The sequence below is a fragment of the Methylobacterium sp. CCH5-D2 genome (assembly GCF_001556475.1).
GTDB classification, from domain to species: domain Bacteria; phylum Pseudomonadota; class Alphaproteobacteria; order Rhizobiales; family Beijerinckiaceae; genus Methylobacterium; species Methylobacterium hispanicum.
In genome coordinates, this window is record NZ_LSIX01001017.1 from 1 (window position 1) to 14,761 (window position 14,761).

General features: G+C 70.2%; 12 protein-coding genes. 7 read left to right on the forward strand and 5 right to left on the reverse strand.

The annotated features are described in order from the left end of the window. Together AX737_RS27635 and AX737_RS27640 are read right to left on the reverse strand one after the other, a co-directional pair. Window positions 1-650: hypothetical protein (locus AX737_RS27635; protein ID WP_066927058.1), on the reverse strand; the 650-nt coding region annotated here is incomplete at its 3' end. Window positions 651-672: 22 nt separating this feature from the next. Further along, window positions 673-1,932: an MFS transporter gene (locus AX737_RS27640; protein ID WP_066927059.1), complete on the reverse strand. Its 1,260-nt coding sequence runs from the start codon at window positions 1,930-1,932 to the stop codon at window positions 673-675. Between the two features lie 137 nt (window positions 1,933-2,069). Here AX737_RS27640 and AX737_RS27645 point away from each other — a divergent pair, with 137 nt between their 5' ends. From AX737_RS27645 to AX737_RS27675, 7 genes are all read left to right on the forward strand, one after another. Next, window positions 2,070-2,975 carry a LysR substrate-binding domain-containing protein gene (locus AX737_RS27645; protein WP_066927061.1) on the forward strand — a complete coding sequence of 302 codons (906 nt, stop codon included), beginning with the start codon at window positions 2,070-2,072 and terminating at the stop codon, window positions 2,973-2,975. 148 nt (window positions 2,976-3,123) lie between these two features. Next, entirely contained in the window at window positions 3,124-3,885 is a 762-nt protein-coding gene (locus tag AX737_RS27650; protein ID WP_066927063.1) for a DeoR/GlpR family DNA-binding transcription regulator, read from the forward strand. Between the two features lie 96 nt (window positions 3,886-3,981). Further along, a complete protein-coding gene (gene glpD / locus AX737_RS27655) occupies window positions 3,982-5,499 on the forward strand; it encodes a glycerol-3-phosphate dehydrogenase (protein ID WP_066927065.1) in 1,518 nt (505 codons plus the stop codon). 291 nt (window positions 5,500-5,790) lie between these two features. Beyond that, entirely contained in the window at window positions 5,791-7,131 is a 1,341-nt protein-coding gene (gene glpT, locus AX737_RS27660) for a glycerol-3-phosphate transporter (RefSeq protein ID WP_066927070.1), read from the forward strand. A 531-nt stretch (window positions 7,132-7,662) separates the two neighbouring features. Beyond that, the gene (locus AX737_RS27665; RefSeq protein WP_066927072.1) at window positions 7,663-7,878 is read left to right on the forward strand and encodes a hypothetical protein; all 216 of its coding nucleotides are present in this window, start codon (window positions 7,663-7,665) and stop codon (window positions 7,876-7,878) included. Window positions 7,879-7,916: 38 nt separating this feature from the next. Then, window positions 7,917-8,573 (forward strand): DUF47 domain-containing protein, encoded by a 657-nt coding sequence (locus tag AX737_RS27670; RefSeq protein WP_066927074.1) that lies wholly within the window; start codon window positions 7,917-7,919, stop codon window positions 8,571-8,573. 5 nt (window positions 8,574-8,578) lie between these two features. Then, complete coding sequence (locus tag AX737_RS27675; protein WP_066927078.1) at window positions 8,579-9,586, forward strand: inorganic phosphate transporter; 1,008 nt, start codon at window positions 8,579-8,581, stop codon at window positions 9,584-9,586. Window positions 9,587-10,230: 644 nt separating this feature from the next. Here the strand turns inward: AX737_RS27675 and AX737_RS27680 are convergent. The 3 genes from AX737_RS27680 to AX737_RS27690 form a co-directional block, all read right to left on the reverse strand. After that, window positions 10,231-11,601, reverse strand: coding sequence for an HlyD family type I secretion periplasmic adaptor subunit (locus tag AX737_RS27680; protein ID WP_066927076.1), 1,371 nt, complete (start codon window positions 11,599-11,601; stop codon window positions 10,231-10,233). Further along, window positions 11,601-13,433, reverse strand: coding sequence for a type I secretion system permease/ATPase (locus tag AX737_RS27685; protein WP_082773337.1), 1,833 nt, complete (start codon window positions 13,431-13,433; stop codon window positions 11,601-11,603). The genes AX737_RS27680 and AX737_RS27685 overlap by 1 nt, the downstream gene beginning before the upstream one ends. 129 nt (window positions 13,434-13,562) lie before the next feature. Beyond that, window positions 13,563-14,753 carry a VCBS domain-containing protein gene (locus AX737_RS27690; RefSeq protein ID WP_245293515.1) on the reverse strand — a complete coding sequence of 397 codons (1,191 nt, stop codon included), beginning with the start codon at window positions 14,751-14,753 and terminating at the stop codon, window positions 13,563-13,565. Between the last annotated feature and the right edge of the window lie 8 nt (window positions 14,754-14,761).

Consider the following 14,761-nt stretch of genomic DNA (forward strand, 5'->3'; position numbering starts at 1 on the left):
TCTGGACCGCGAGCGGGCTCCTCACGACGGCCGCGGAGATCGGCAAGGTGTACGGTGTAAGCCGGCGGCGCGCCGCGCAATGCGAAGAAGAGGGGCGGCATGGTCAGGCTCCACAGCAGGAACATGCTCGCCGCGTGCGACAGGCTGTTCCCGGACAGCCGCACGCCGATCCCGTTGACCACGGTGTAAGCCCCGATCTGAAGGCCGGTGAGCAGCGCGGCGGGAAGGAAGTCGGCGCGCACCCGCCGCCCCTGCAGGGCGAGCGAGAGGATACCGCCGGAGACCAGCGCGACGCCAACGATCGGCAGGACGCCGAGGGCTTCCTGCGCGAACAAGGCCGCGCCCAGCGCCACGGGGACGGGCGAGGAGCCGCGCGCGATCGGATAGGTCTGCCCGGGGTCGCCAGAGCGATAGGTCCACACGAGGGACAGGTTGTCGGCCGTATGGATGCGGGCGGAACTGATCACGTACGGCCAACCCGCCGCGTTCGGCCAGGGCAGGAACACCATCGTCGCCGCCGAAACGCAGGCGACGGCGATCATCATCAGCGTCATCGACCAGAGGCGGTCTCTGCCGCCGCGCAGCACCGCGTTCCAGCCGGCGTGCAGGAACGCTGCGGCCATGACGCAGGCGAGGACGAGCGGACTCATGCGCGGTCGCTCCTCTCGTGCGTCACGGGCGCCTCGGCACGGCGAGATGCGGTGCCAGGGCGAGCATGAGCGGGACGACGGCGAGGGCCATCGCTGCGGCAGCGACCGCCGCCCAGCTCGGCCCAACCGCGTCGCCGAGCGGGCCGTAGAGCAGGGGAGCGGCCAGCGCGGAGCCGCCGAGGGTGCAGGTGTAGAAGATCGCGAAGGCCCGCTCGACGCGTCCGCCCGGCGCCAGATCCGGGACCGTGCCGTACAGCACCGAGGATGTGCCGTTCAGCATCAGGCCGAGCCCCGGCAGCACGACGAGGGCGGGCGCCAGCGGAAGGATGATCATCGCCAGGATCGCCACGGCCGTGCCGACCTCCGTGAGGAGCACGCTGCGCGTCACCCCGAAGCGCTCCCCGAGCCGGCCGAACGCCGCCTTGCCGAGGGCACCGCCGACGGCGACGAGCGCGAAGGCCATGCCCACCGCGGAGAGCGCCGCGCCCTTCTCCTGCAGCAGGAACGGCAGGTAGACGAGAAAGGCCGGGCGCGCGGCGTTGTCGAGCATGCCGATCGCGACGAGGAGCCCGAAGGCGGCCCGCTGCGGCGGCGGGTCGGCCCCTTGCGCCACATCGTGCGGAGCCGGCCGCGCGCGCTCCCCCGCCGCGCCGCGCGCGCAGGGCTCGCGCGGCAGCAGGCCGGCGACCCCGACCGCGACGGCCAGACCGAGACCGGCGACGAGCCAGAGCACGGAGCGCCAGTCGAGCCCGGCGAGCAGCAGGCCGACGAGCGGCGGCAGCGCCGCCTTCCCGAGATCGCCGGCGAAGTTGTAGGTGCCGAGTGGGCCGCGCGCGCCGCGCCCGTAGGCCCGCGCGATCACCGCGGAGGCGAGCGGGTGCTGGGTGCTGCTGCCCGCTCCGGCGAGCGCGAGGGCCCCGCAAAGCCCGACCACGCCGCCCGAGGCCCCGGCGAGCGCGTAGCCGCCCGCGCTGAGCAGCGTGCCGAGCACCAGAACGCTGCGGGCGCCGAGTGCGCGGGCGAGCGCGGTCGCGGGCATCTGCAGGCCGGCCAGGGCGCCGACATAGAGCGCGCGCACCAGCGCGAGGGCGACGTAGCCCAGGCCGAACTCCGCCTGCCAGACCGGCAGCAGCACGTAGATCAGGTCCGTATAGCCGTCGTGCAGCGCGTGATTGATGCCGGCGGCGGCCAGCGTCCTCGCGGGCCGCGGTGCGGCACCGGCCTCCGGACAGGGCGGGCCCGCGGCCCGCGCCTCCGTTCCCTCGGCGGTCGTCGTCGGCATGAAGCGCCCCCTGTCCGGCGTGCGGTGCGGCCTGCGGCCGCCGTCGTGAGCGCTACATCCGTGAGCTTCCGGCGATGAGCCACGTTTGCCTCACGGTATCCGTGCGCTAAGCTCACGGGTGCCGGCCCCGGGATCCGATGCGTCGCCTTCCGCCCCTTCACGCTCTGCGCGTCTTCGAGGTCGCCGCCCGTGCCGGCAGCCACGCCGCAGCGGCGGCCGAGCTCGGGCTGACCCACGGGGCCGTCAGCCGGCAGGTCGCCGCGCTGGAGGCGTGGTTCGGCCAGCGCCTCTTCGTGCGGGTCGGACGGAACGTAGTGCCTACGCCGGCGGCACGGGCCTTCGCGGAGGCCGTCAGCCTCACCTTCGACCGGCTCGATGCCGCGGCCGAGATCTGCGGCCGGCCTCTCGCGCCGCGGACCCTGCGGGTGAGCACACCCACGACCTTCGCGATGCGCTGGCTGATTCCCCGTCTGGATCGCTTCCACGCGGCACGGCCGGAGGCGGAAGTGGTCGTCACGACGACGACCACTCTGCACAACGCTCTGCGGGGCGGCTTCGACCTCGCAGTCCGGCGCGAGCCACGGCTCGGCGCGGGCGCCCACCATCCCTGGGGGGCCTACCGCGCCGTCCCCTTCCTGGCGGAGGCCAACACGCTGGTGGCGAGCCCGTCCCTGCTTGCCGCCCGCCCCCTGCGCGCACCGTCGGACCTCGCGGGCGGCACTTTGCTGACGAGCGAGACCCGCCCAGGCGACTGGGGCGACTGGCTCGCCGCCGCCGGCCTGCCCCTGGAACTGGGCCCCCGACGGACGTTCGATCATTACTTCGTCGCGCTGCAGGCGACGGCGGACGGGCTCGGCTACGGCGTTGGTCCGCTGCCCGTGCTGTCCGGTGATCTCGCGGCGGGCCGTCTCGTTGCGCCCTTTCCCGAGATTGTCGTGCCCCGCCCCGGCTACGTGGCTCTGGTGCCGAACGACGCGGACAAGACACCGACGCTCACCGCGTTCATCGACTGGCTCGTCGCCACGAGCGCGAGCGGGGCCTGACGATCGCCGGGGGCGGTAGGACGGACATTCCGTCGCCGGGTGGAATGCGCTAGCGTTCGGTTCAGCGCGAACGAGCTTTCGCATGCTGGCAGATCCTGCTCGCTCGCGCCTCGACAGCTTTCGCTCACGTCCCTGGAGGCCGGACAGCATGCTCTCGGAGCGTCAGAATGCGATCATGACCATCGCCCGCAGCGATGGCCGTGTGCTCGTCGAGGCCTTGTCCGGACACTTCGCGGTCAGCGTCCAGACCATCCGCAAGGATCTCAACGACTTGTGCGATGCGCGTCTCCTCTCGCGCATCCACGGCGGCGCGGTGCTCGGGGCGGGAGCCGAGAACCTCGGCTACGAGGCGCGCCACGCGCTGGCGGCCCCCGAGAAGGCCGCGATCGCCCGCGCCGCAGCCGACTTGATCCCGGACCGCTCCTCGCTGTTCATCAACATCGGCACCACGACCGAGGCGGTCGCCAGTGCCCTGCTCAGCCATTCCGGTCTGATGGTGATCACCAACAATCTCAACGTCGCTCACGCCCTGCGCGCGAGCCCGGAGATCGAGTGCGTCGTGGCGGGCGGTCTCATCCGGCGCTCGGATGGAGGAATCGTCGGGGAGGCGGCCGTCGACTTCATCCGCCAATTCAAGGTGGATTTCGCGGTCATCGGCGCCTCGGCCATCGACGAAGACGGGTCGCTCCTCGATTTCGACTATCGGGAGGTCCGAGTGGCGCAGGCGATTATCGCCAACGCGCGCCACGTCATGCTCGTCGCGGATGCGACCAAGTTCGAGCGCAGCGCGCCCGTGCGCCTCGCCCATCTCGGCCAGATCGGCACCTTCGTGACGGATCGCTGTCAAAGCGAGGCCCTGCGCGATCTCTGCCGCGCGTCCGGGGTGCGCCTCGTTGAAACGGGACGTTGACCATCGACTTTCGGTTGACTTTCGTTTGGCTTCGAATTTAATCCTCCGGCTTTCGCAGCTGCCTTCCAACGTCGCAGCCCGAAAACGGGGAGGCCCATGCGAACCTTCGACGTCGCCGTCATCGGTGGTGGGATCAACGGCTGCGGCATCGCCCGCGACGCGGCGGGGCGCGGCTACTCGGTCGCGCTTACAGAGCAGAACGACCTCGGCAGCGGGACCTCGTCCTGGTCGACGAAGCTGATCCACGGCGGCCTGCGCTACCTCGAGCACTACGAGTTCCGCCTCGTGCGCGAGGCGCTGGCGGAGCGCGAGGTGCTCTGGAGCATCGCACCCCACATCGTGCGTCCCCTGCGCTTCGTGCTGCCGCTGCACGCGGGTCTGCGCCCGGCCTGGCTGCTGCGCGCCGGCCTGTTCCTCTACGACCATCTCGGCGGCCGCAAGCGGCTGCCCGCCACGCGCCCGGTAGACCTCACCGGCCCCCTCGGCGCTCCCCTTAAGGCGGCGTTCCGGCGGGGCTTCGAGTATTCCGACGCGCGTGTGGACGATACGCGCCTCGTCGTTCTCAACGCGCGTGACGCCGAGGTGCGGGGCGCCGAGATCGCGGTGCGCAGCCGCGTCGTCTCGGCCCGCCGGGTGGGCAGCATGTGGCGCATCGTCCGGCGCGACCTCCGGTCCGGCCGGGAGGAGGAGATCGCCGCGCGCTTCCTCGTCAACGCGGCCGGCCCCTGGGTCGACCGGGTGATCCAGGGGCCCCTCGGACGGAGCGAGGCCCGGCACGTGCGCCTCGTCCAGGGCTCGCACATCGTGGTGCGCCGGCTCTACGAGCACGACCGGGCCTTCATCTTCCAGAACGCGGACGGCCGCATCATCTTCGCCATCCCGTACGCGAACGGCACCACGCTCGTGGGCACCACCGATCGCGACTTCTCCGGCGATCCGGCGGATGCGGCGATCACCGAGGAGGAGACCGACTATCTCCTGCGCGCGGCCAGCGAGTACTTCGCCGAGCCGCTGCGCCGCGCGGACATCGTCTGGTCCTTCTCGGGCGTGCGCCCGCTCTTCGACGACAACGCCTCCACGGCGCAGGAGGCGACGCGCGACTACGTTCTCAAGACGGAGGGCGGGCCCGGCGAGGCGGCTCTGCTCAACATCTTCGGCGGCAAGATCACGACCTACCGCAAGCTCGCCGAGGACGCCCTCGCGGAGATCGGCCGCCAGCTCGGGGCACGGGGGCGCTCCTGGACAGGGACCAGTCCGCTTCCCGGCGGCGACTTCCCGGTGGACGGGGTCGCCGAACTGGAAGCCGCCCTCGCGCGCGCGGCACCCCGGCTCGCGGCCTCCACGGTCGAGCGCCTGGTGGCGGCCTACGGGACCGATGCGTTGCGCATCGCCGCGGATCTCGGGCCCGACCTCGGCCACGGGCTTCACGCGGGCGAGCTGCGCTGGATGGTCGAGCGGGAATGGGCGCGCACCGTCGAGGACGTGCTCTGGCGCCGGTCGAAGCTCGGCCTCGCCTTCTCGGCCGACGAGGTCGCGGCGTTGCGGACGACGATGGCCACCCTGACGGGCTCGCTCGACGACGCCGCGACCGGTCCCGCGACGGCTGCCGGCTGAGGTGGCTCCGAGGCACGAGCCTGCGACAGGACTCGAAGACGGCGGCCCGGCCTCGGCCGGAGACACGCCAAACCCGAAGGGGGAAACGATGTTGCGACGAGACGATGCCGCGCGGTGGCGGCGCAGGGCGAGGCCTGACCTGCTGATCGCGTGCCTGCCGGGGGGGCCGGGTACCGGTCGCCGCTGCGCGGCGAGGCTGGCCGCCGAGGGCGGCCCCGAGGGCAGCCACCGGCCCCATTCCGCGACCCTGCCGCCCGGGGCCGGTCACGGCCTCGCACACGGGGGCGCACGATGATCGGCTTCCTCGCGCCCGCCGCGCACCGGCCGCTGATCCCGCCGGACCGCATCGATCCGACCTACCGCCGGCTGCGGTGGCAGATCTTCGCGGGCATCTTCCTGGGCTATGCGGGCTACTACCTGCTGCGCAAGAACTTCTCTCTGGCCATGCCCTATCTCGTCGAGCAGGGCTACAGCCGCGGCGAGCTCGGCACCGCCCTATCGGCCGTGGCCATCGCCTACGGCCTGTCCAAGTTCCTCATGGGCCTGGTCTCGGACCGATCCGATTCCCGCTACTTCCTGCCCATCGGCCTCGTGCTCTCGGCGCTGGTGATGTTCCTGTTCGGCTTCGCGCCCTGGGCGACCTCCAGCGTGAGCATCATGTTCGTGCTGCTCTTCCTCAACGGCTGGTTCCAGGGGATGGGCTGGCCGCCGAGCGGGCGCACGATGGTGCACTGGTGGTCGCAGAAGGAGCGTGGCGGCGTCGTCTCGGTCTGGAACGTGGCGCACAACGTCGGGGGCGGCCTGATCGGTCCGTTGTTCCTGCTCGGTCTCGCGTGGTTCAACGACTGGCACGCGGCCTTCTACGTTCCCGCGACGGTGGCCCTCGGCGTGGCGGTCTTCGCCTTCCTGACCATGCGGGACACGCCGCAATCCTGCGGCCTGCCCTCGGTCGAGACCTGGAAGCAGGATTATCCGGAAGGGTACGACGCGAACCACGAGCGCGAGTTCTCGACGCGGGAGATTTTCGTCGAGCACGTGCTGAAGAACCGGCTGCTCTGGTACATCGCCTTCGCCAACGTGTTCGTCTACCTGCTGCGCTACGGCGTGCTGGACTGGGCTCCCACCTACCTGAAGGAGGCCAAGCACTTCTCTGTCGACAAGACCTCCTGGGCCTATTTCCTGTACGAGTGGGCCGGCATCCCGGGCACCCTTCTCTGCGGCTGGTTGTCCGACAAGCTGTTTCGCGGCAACCGCGGCGCCACCGGCGTCGTGTTCATGGTCGGCGTCCTGATCGCGACGCTGGTCTACTGGCTCAACCCCGAAGGCAATCCGGGCATCGACCTCGCGGCGCTGATCTGCATCGGCTTCCTGATCTACGGTCCGGTGATGCTGATCGGCCTGCAGGCCCTGGAACTGGTGCCCAAGAAGGCCGCCGGAACGGCGGCCGGGTTCACGGGGCTGTTCGGCTACCTGGGCGGCTCTGTGGCGGCCAGTGCGCTGGTCGGCTACACGACGGACCATTATGGCTGGAACGGCTGCTTCGTCCTCCTGCTGTCCGCCTGCGTTCTCGCGATCGTCTTCCTGGCTCTGACCTTGAGGCACGACGGCGCTGCCGCCAAGCGACACGCCTGACGATCGGCTGCGCGTACCGAGCCGCTCGGTACGCGCAGCCATCGCACGGGTTCGGCGTCCTGCCCGCGCGGGGTCTTCGTGCAGCGTCGACGGCGCCGCGGGCAGCGACCTGTGTCCTACCCTCGGCACGATCAGGCTGCCCGGGGCAGGGTCCGGCCGATGGCGTGCCGAGCCGCGCGCAACCGCTCTCCGCGTCACCCGTTGTTCGCCACGAGGGATAGGGAGACGGCTAATGAAATGGACAGCGGCCTTCGCGCCGGCGCCGGGTGGCGCCAGCCCGGCGCTCGCCGAACTGTCGGAGGCGGACTGGATACCCGTCGATCAAGTCAAGCAGAGGCTCAGGGAAGCAGGTCATACCCGCATCACCGCATCGAGGCCGACGACGGCCGCTGGAAGGGTGAGTGGGTCAGGAACGGCGTGACGATGGAGTTTCACGCCGGTCTCGAAACAGGAGCGATCACGAAGGAGAAGCCGGATAAGGACTGACCGCACAGGATCGGAGGCTCGTCATCGCAGTTCGGCCTCTCGGGCATGAAGCGGAAAAAGGGCACGGCGTTTCTCGTCGCGGTGCGGCAGAAGCGCGAGGCCGTGCGGGTCTATGCCGTCATCGCCCATTCCGAGACCGACGCGCTGGATCGGATGCGGGCCCTGGCGATCGACGGCATGCAGGTTGAGATCACAGGTTCCCTCTCGCGGGATCTGGTCCGTCGCCTAGATCTGAAGCCCAGCGAGATACGCCTCATCTGAGTGTCGCGATCCGAACAAACGAGCGAAGGGGGAGCTGAATGCTGGGTTGGTTTCGGGCGCTGATGCCGCGCGAGGACCGCTTTTTCGACCTCTTCGCCCGCCACTCCAAGACCCTGATCGCCGGAGCCGAGGCGCTTCAGGGGGTTCTGAAGGGCGGCGAGGACGTCCCGCGCTACTGCCAGATCATCGTCGACCGGGAGCAGGAGGCGGACGCGATCACCGCCGAGGTGCTGCTCGCCGTGCGACGCAGCTTCATCACGCCGTTCGACCGCGGCGACATCAAGGACCTGATCCAGTCGATGGACGACGCCATCGACCAGATGAACAAGACCGTGAAGACCATCGCGCTCTACGAGGTGCGCAGCTTCGATCCGCTGATGCGGGAGATGGGCGAGACCGTGCTCGAGGCCGCCCGGCTCACCGCCGAGGCGGTACCGCTTCTCAACGCGGTTGGAACTCATGCCTCCCGCATCAGCGCGCTGACGGAGGCGATCACCCGCGTCGAGGGCCGCTCTGACGCGCTTCAGGAGCGTGGCCTGAAGGCCCTCTACCAGGCGCACCGCAAGGACGGCGGCGACGGCGACACCATGGCCTACATCATCGGCGCCGAGATCTACGGGCACTTGGAGGACGTCGTCGATCGCTTCGAGGACGTCGCCAACGAGATCAGCGGCATCGTGATCGAGAACGTGTGATCTGCATGGACGCCGTCTCGCTCGCGCTCCCCGCTCTGGCCGGCCTCATCGCGGTCGCGCTGTTCTTCGACTTCCTCAACGGTCTGCACGATGCGGCGAACTCCATTGCCACCATCGTGTCGACCCGTGTGCTGCGGCCGCAATACGCGGTTCTGTGGGCCGCCTTCTTCAACTTCATCGCGTTCCTGTTCTTCGGCCTTCACGTCGCGCAGACGCTCGGCACCGGCATCGTCGATGCGGGCATCATCGATCCGCGGGTGATCCTGAGCGCGCTGGTGGGCGCCATCGCGTGGAACATCGCCACCTGGGTGCTCGGAATCCCGTCGAGCAGCTCACACGCGCTGGTCGGGGGCCTCGTCGGGGCCGGCATGGCGAAGGCGGGCCTCGACGTGGTGGTCTGGGCCGGCCTGCTGAAGACGGTCGCCGCCATCGTGCTCTCCCCGCTCCTCGGCTTTCTGCTGGCGCTCCTGCTCGTCCTCATCGTGTCCTGGAGTTGCCGACGGGCGACGCCCTTCGCGGTCGATAGAAGCTTCCGGGTCCTGCAATTCGTCTCGGCCTCGCTCTACTCCCTCGGGCACGGGGGCAACGACGCTCAGAAGACCATGGGGATCATCGCGGTGCTGCTCTACTCGCAGGGCCATCTGGGCGGCACGTTCCACGTGCCGCTCTGGGTGGTGCTGGCCTGCCAATCAGCGATGCCGCTCGGGACCTTGTTCGGCGGCTGGCGCATCGTGCACACGATGGGCTCGAAGATTACCCGGTTGAACCCGATGCAGGGCTTCTGCGCCGAGACCGGGGGCGCGATGACGCTGTTTCTGGCGACATGGCTCGGCGTGCCGGTCTCGACCACGCACACCATCACGGGCGCGATCGTCGGCGTTGGCGCCGCCCGACGGACCTCGGCGGTGCGCTGGGGCGTGGCCGGCAACATCGTGATCGCCTGGGTGGTGACACTTCCCGCGGCGGGCCTCATCGCAGCAATCTGCCATGGGTTGATTACGCTGCTTGTCTGAACGTGGCTACGCCTACCGCTCAGGGCCTGAGCCAAGCAGTCTGAAACGCTAGACATGCTCGCCGGTGCGGCCGAAAGCACTGTATCTTCGTCGATTCGGAAGTGAGCCATGGACGTCATCGCCAACCCGATCGAAGCAGACGGCACTGAGTGGACCCTATACGATTGCTCTGGCCACCATCTCGGCCTGATCCTAGAGTCAGCTTGGCCGAACGAGTCCTTTGTGATTCTACCGGAGCGTGGATGCCGTCTCGATGGCATTCCTGCCTTCCATGCTTCGTTGAATAACGTCCTGACTGCGATTGAGCACCACGTCGATGGCACGTGTGGGCTTGTCCGGAGCTCAGCGCACCAATGTACGCCCCACCTCTTCGCGATAGGCTGAGGCTATAACAGCCGCTTCTGGTGCCCAACGGCTGGCGCCTCCGCTCCCGTAACACCAAGATGGGATGCGTCTGCGATCAACGGCGGTCAGGTCCGTTGCACCTTTTCGCCGATGGCTGCTCATCCACTTCATCCGGACCTTCGGAAAAGGCGACCCTAACATCTGCAAGGAGTCAAGAGTTCGCCCTAGTCTTGTTTGGTTGCGCACCAATCCTGGGTGGTCTCTGCAGCGGCGGCCTGGGATCAAGAAGGATCGGGACTCTACCGTTCCCGCCACGCCTTGGCGATCTGATCGGTGAGCGGCTTGGTGAGGTAGCTGAGCACTGAGCGCTCACCGATCTGCAGGAAAGCCTCGACGGGCATGCCCGGTACTAGCCTCAGGCTGCCGAGACGCGCCCGCTCGGCCTCCGCGACGCCGATGCGAACCGTGTAGTAGCTCAGTCCGGTCTTGGGATCCTGGCTCACGTCGGCCGAGACGCGGGTCACCTGACCGTCGATCTCAGGTGTTGTGCGCTGATTGAAGGCAGAAAAGCGCAGCACCGCTCGCTGATCGAGCTGGACGCTGTCGATGTCCTGCGGCTGGATCCGGACCTCGACGGCGAGCTGGTCGGAGGAGGGCACGATCAGCATAGCGGGCTCGGACGGTATCACGAGGCCGCCGACCGTATGCACGGTCATTTGGTGCACCACCCCGTCCTGCGGCGCGCGCAGGTCCACACGCTTCAGTTGGTCCTCGGCCGCCACCCGCTTCTCGACGAGCTCCGACCGCTTGGCCCGGATCTCCGAGAGGTCCTTGCCGACTTCGGTCCGCATATCGCCGTCGACTTGTAGGATCTGCAGCTGCGTCTCGGTGATCTTGCCACGGGCCGCCGCGGTCGAGGCCGTGAGCTGGCCGCGCTCGCCCTCAAGCCTCGCAGCGTCGCGTTCCAGCGCGGTCACCCGCGCGTAGGGCACGAGGTTCTTCTCGTAGAGTTCGCGCACGCCCTTGAGCTCCGTGCCGATCAGCGCGATCTCGCGCGTCTTGGCGCCAGCCTGCTCGGTCAGCCCGGTGATCTCCTGTCGCAGCTGGGCGACGCGCTCGCGGAGCTGGGCTTTCTGGCCCTCGCGCCCGCTGAGCCGGGCGGCGAAAAGCCGCCGCTCGCCCTCCAGCAGGTTGGCGACCGTGCGGTCGTAGCCGGCGCGGGCGGAGAGATCCTCCGGGAAGGCGATCGCCGCCGCTCCATCCCGCTCTGCCTCGTCGCGGGCCTGGCGCGCGGCGAGCTCGTCGAGCGCCTTCAGCACGATGTCGAGGCCCGCCCGCGTCTGGGTCTCGTCGAGGCGCACCAGCACCTCGCCGGCTTGGACGCGCGCGCCTTCTCGCACCCGCAGCTCGCCGACGACGCCGCCGGTCGGGTGCTGGACCTTCTTCACCTCGGACTCGACCACGAGCTGGCCGGGCGCGATCACCGCGCCGGCGATCTGGGTCAGCACCGCCCAGGAGCCGACCCCGAGGACGAGCGCGCTCGACAGCCCGAGCGCCTGTGCGAGGTGGCGGCGGATCGCGGCCTGGGCGCGCGGGCGCGGCGGTCCGGGACGGGCGGTCGGATCGAGCAGGAGGGTGGCCGGGCCGGCCGGGTTGAGACTCGCGGCCATCAGGCGCTCTCCTGCAGGACAGGGACCGGCGCGGGGGCCGGAATGGGATTGGATTCGGGCTCGGGCACGATGGTCGGCGGCGGGGCGGGCGCCGGGCGCAGTACGCGTCGGAAGACCTCGTCCTTCGGGCCGAAGGCCTGAGCGCGACCTTCGGCCATCATCAGCACGAGGTCGACGGCGGCGAGCGCGCTCGGGCGATGGGCCACCACCACGCAGATGCCGCCCCGGCGGCGCACGCCCAGGATCGCCTCGGTCAGCGCCGCCTCGCCCTCGTTGTCGAGGTTGGCGTTGGGCTCGTCCAGCACGACGAGGAACGGGTTGCCGTAGAGCGCGCGGGCGAGGCCGATCCGCTGGCGCTGGCCGGCGGACAGGCCCGCGCCGCCTTCCCCGATCCGGGTGTCGTAGCCCTCGGGCAAGCGCAGGATCAGCTCGTGTGCGCCCGCCGCCTCCGCGGCCGCGATCACCGCCGCGGGATCGGGCTCCGGCTCGAAGCGACCGATATTGTCCGCGATCGTGCCGGCGAACAGCTCGGCTTCCTGCGGCAGGTAGCCGAGATGGCGTCCGAGGTCCGCGCTCGACCACTGGTCGAGGGCCGCCCCGTCGAGGCGGACCTTCCCGCGCCCCGGTGGCCAGACCCCCACGAGGGCGCGCACGAGCGAGGACTTGCCCGAGGCCGAGGGGCCGATCACCCCCAGCGCCTGGCCGGCCTTCAGCACGAAGCCGAGATCCTGCACCACGAGCCGCATCGTGCCGGGCGGGGCGACGCTGATGCCCTCGACCGCGAGTTCCCGGGCCGGCGCCGGCAGGGCGTGGGGCTGCCCTGAGGCCGGGATGCGGGCGAACAGCTCGGCGAGACGGCCCCAGGCCTGACGGGCCTGGACGAAGCCCTTCCAGTTGGCGATGGCGAGCTCGGCCGGCGCGAGAGCCCGCGAGACCAGGATGGAGGCGGCGATGATCACGCCGGAGCTCGCCTCGCCCCGGATGACGAGCCAGGCGCCCAGCGCCAGCACGCCCGATTGCAGGGCCATGCGGAAGACCTTCGAGACGGCGCCGAGGCCGCCCGCGACGTCGGCCACGCGGGCCTGCGCGTCCATGTACGCGCGGTTGGCCACGGCCCAGCGGGCGGAGAGCCGGCTCTGCATGCCGAGGGCTGCCAGCACCTCGGCGTTGCGCCGTCCGGCCTCGGCGAGCCCGTTGCGGCGCAGGCCGTGCCCAGTCGCGGCCTGCGCCGGCTCCCGAGTGGTGCGCTCGGTGGTGAAGGTGATCAGCGCGAGCACGCAGGCGCCGCCGAGAGCCGCCAGCCCGATCAGCGGGTGAAACAGAACGCAGACCGCGAGATAGATCGGGATCCAGGGCAGGTCGAAGAGGGCGCCGGGGCCGGCGCCCGCCAGGAAGGCACGGACCTGATCGAGGTCGCGCAGGGGAAGCAGGCCGTCGCCCGGGGGGGCGCCCTTCAGGGGTGCGCGCACGACGAGGTCGAAGACCCGGGCCGAGAGCGCCTCGTCGAGGCTTGCCCCGACCCGGGCGAGCACGCGGGCGCGCAGCGTCTCGAGCGCGCCCTGGAAGCCGTAGAGAACGAGGGCCAGCACCATCAGGCCGACGAGCGTCGGTATCGAGCGGCTCGGGATGACCCGGTCGTAAACCTCCAGCATGAAGAACGAGCCGGTGAGATAGAGCAGGTTGACGAGCCCGCTCATCAGGGCGGTCCCCAGGAAGGCGGTCCGGCACGGTGCCAGCGCCGCCGCGAGTTCGGCACGTCCCTGTTTGGCGATCACGGTACACTCTCGAACGCTGAGGGGATGGGAGGTGGTCGATGGCTTCGGACGCGGCATCCGAGCCGCGCGGGGTCCCCGCGCCCCTGCGGGAGAGGGGGCCCGCGCCGCGTCCGGCGAAGGATGCACCGGTGTCGAGCGTCACCGATGCCGAGTGGGGGGCGCGCCCGGCGACCGGGCGCGCCCGCCTCAGGCCAGCGCGCGGCCCTCCTGCAGCCCGTACTGGATGTAGTGGGCGAGCGGATCGATGCCGGCCGCCGCCACGTCGGGGTTGCGCGCCAGGTAGGCATCGGTGTCGAACGCGGCGCTCGGGTTGCGGCCCTCGTGCCATCCCACCTCCTGGTAGTGGAGCAGCGGGTTTTCGCCGGTCGCGGCGACGTCCGGGTTCTGCTGGAGGTAGAAGGCCGTGTCGAAGAGCGCGTTCGGATTCCGCGCCTCCGCCGCCCCGTAGTTCAGGTAGTGCTGGAGGGCGTAGCTCTCCGGGGTCACGCCCGCCGGGACCGAGGCCGCGACGTCCCGGTTCTGTGCGAGGTAGAAGCTCGCGTCGAACCCGCCGATCGCCGGGTTGGGCCCGTCGCTCTCCCCGGCGTAGACGGTGCGGCCCTCGGCCCGGCCGAAGTTCAGGTAGTGGGCGAGCGCCCCGGAGCCTGAAGCCGCCACGTCCGGGTTCGAGTGCAGATAGGCCTCGGCCGAGAAGTCCGCGCCGGGGCTGCGCCCCTCCCGCTCGCCGGATTGCAGGTAGTGTTCGAGCGGGTTGACGCCGGCGGCGGCGACGTCCGGGTTCTCGGCGAGGTACTGGCCGGTCCGGAAGTAGGCGTTCGGGTCGCGCCCCTCGTGCCAGCCGAAGACCGCGTAGTGCAGGTCGGCATCGACATGCGCCTGCCAGACGTCGAGGTTCTTCGCGTAGTAATAGATGTCATCGACGAGGCGGTTGCCGTCGTTGTTCTGGATCTGCCCGTCGGTGAAGTTCAGCGTGTCGATGCCGCTGACGTCGGTGACGACGCCGTCCGGTCCGACGAGGACCAGGGCCTCGCCCGCGAGCCCCACCTTCGCCTGCGTGAAGGAGAAGTCGAAGCTGGCGCTCGCCTGCGGGCGCACGCCGTCGAGCTGGATGTCGAGGGTGGACTCGGCGGTGCGACCCGCGGCATCCGCCGCCGTGTAGGTGAAGTGCTGGCGGTCGCCGAAGCCGACCGGCAGGTTGTTGGCTCCGATAGCCTGGTAGCTGTAGCTGCCGTCCGCCGACACCGTCAGGGTGCCGAAATCCGTCACCACCCGGGCCGCGCCCTCGCTGGGCACCGCGACCGTGAGCCCGTCGGAGAACCGCACCGCCGTTACCTGCAGGCCGCCGCCCGCATCGTTCGCCAGCAGGTTGCCCGTGATGGCGGGCG

Coding starts and splice junctions, on each gene's coding strand:
- AX737_RS27640 (WP_066927059.1), bottom strand. CDS start 1,932: ATGCCGACGACGACCGCCGAGGGAACGGAGGCGCGGGCCGCGGGCCCG.
- AX737_RS27645 (WP_066927061.1), top strand. CDS start 2,070: ATGCGTCGCCTTCCGCCCCTTCACGCTCTGCGCGTCTTCGAGGTCGCC.
- AX737_RS27650 (WP_066927063.1), top strand. CDS start 3,124: ATGCTCTCGGAGCGTCAGAATGCGATCATGACCATCGCCCGCAGCGAT.
- glpD (WP_066927065.1), top strand. CDS start 3,982: ATGCGAACCTTCGACGTCGCCGTCATCGGTGGTGGGATCAACGGCTGC.
- glpT (WP_066927070.1), top strand. CDS start 5,791: ATGATCGGCTTCCTCGCGCCCGCCGCGCACCGGCCGCTGATCCCGCCG.
- AX737_RS27665 (WP_066927072.1), top strand. CDS start 7,663: ATGAAGCGGAAAAAGGGCACGGCGTTTCTCGTCGCGGTGCGGCAGAAG.
- AX737_RS27670 (WP_066927074.1), top strand. CDS start 7,917: ATGCTGGGTTGGTTTCGGGCGCTGATGCCGCGCGAGGACCGCTTTTTC.
- AX737_RS27675 (WP_066927078.1), top strand. CDS start 8,579: ATGGACGCCGTCTCGCTCGCGCTCCCCGCTCTGGCCGGCCTCATCGCG.
- AX737_RS27680 (WP_066927076.1), bottom strand. CDS start 11,601: ATGGCCGCGAGTCTCAACCCGGCCGGCCCGGCCACCCTCCTGCTCGAT.
- AX737_RS27685 (WP_082773337.1), bottom strand. CDS start 13,433: ATGCCGCGTCCGAAGCCATCGACCACCTCCCATCCCCTCAGCGTTCGA.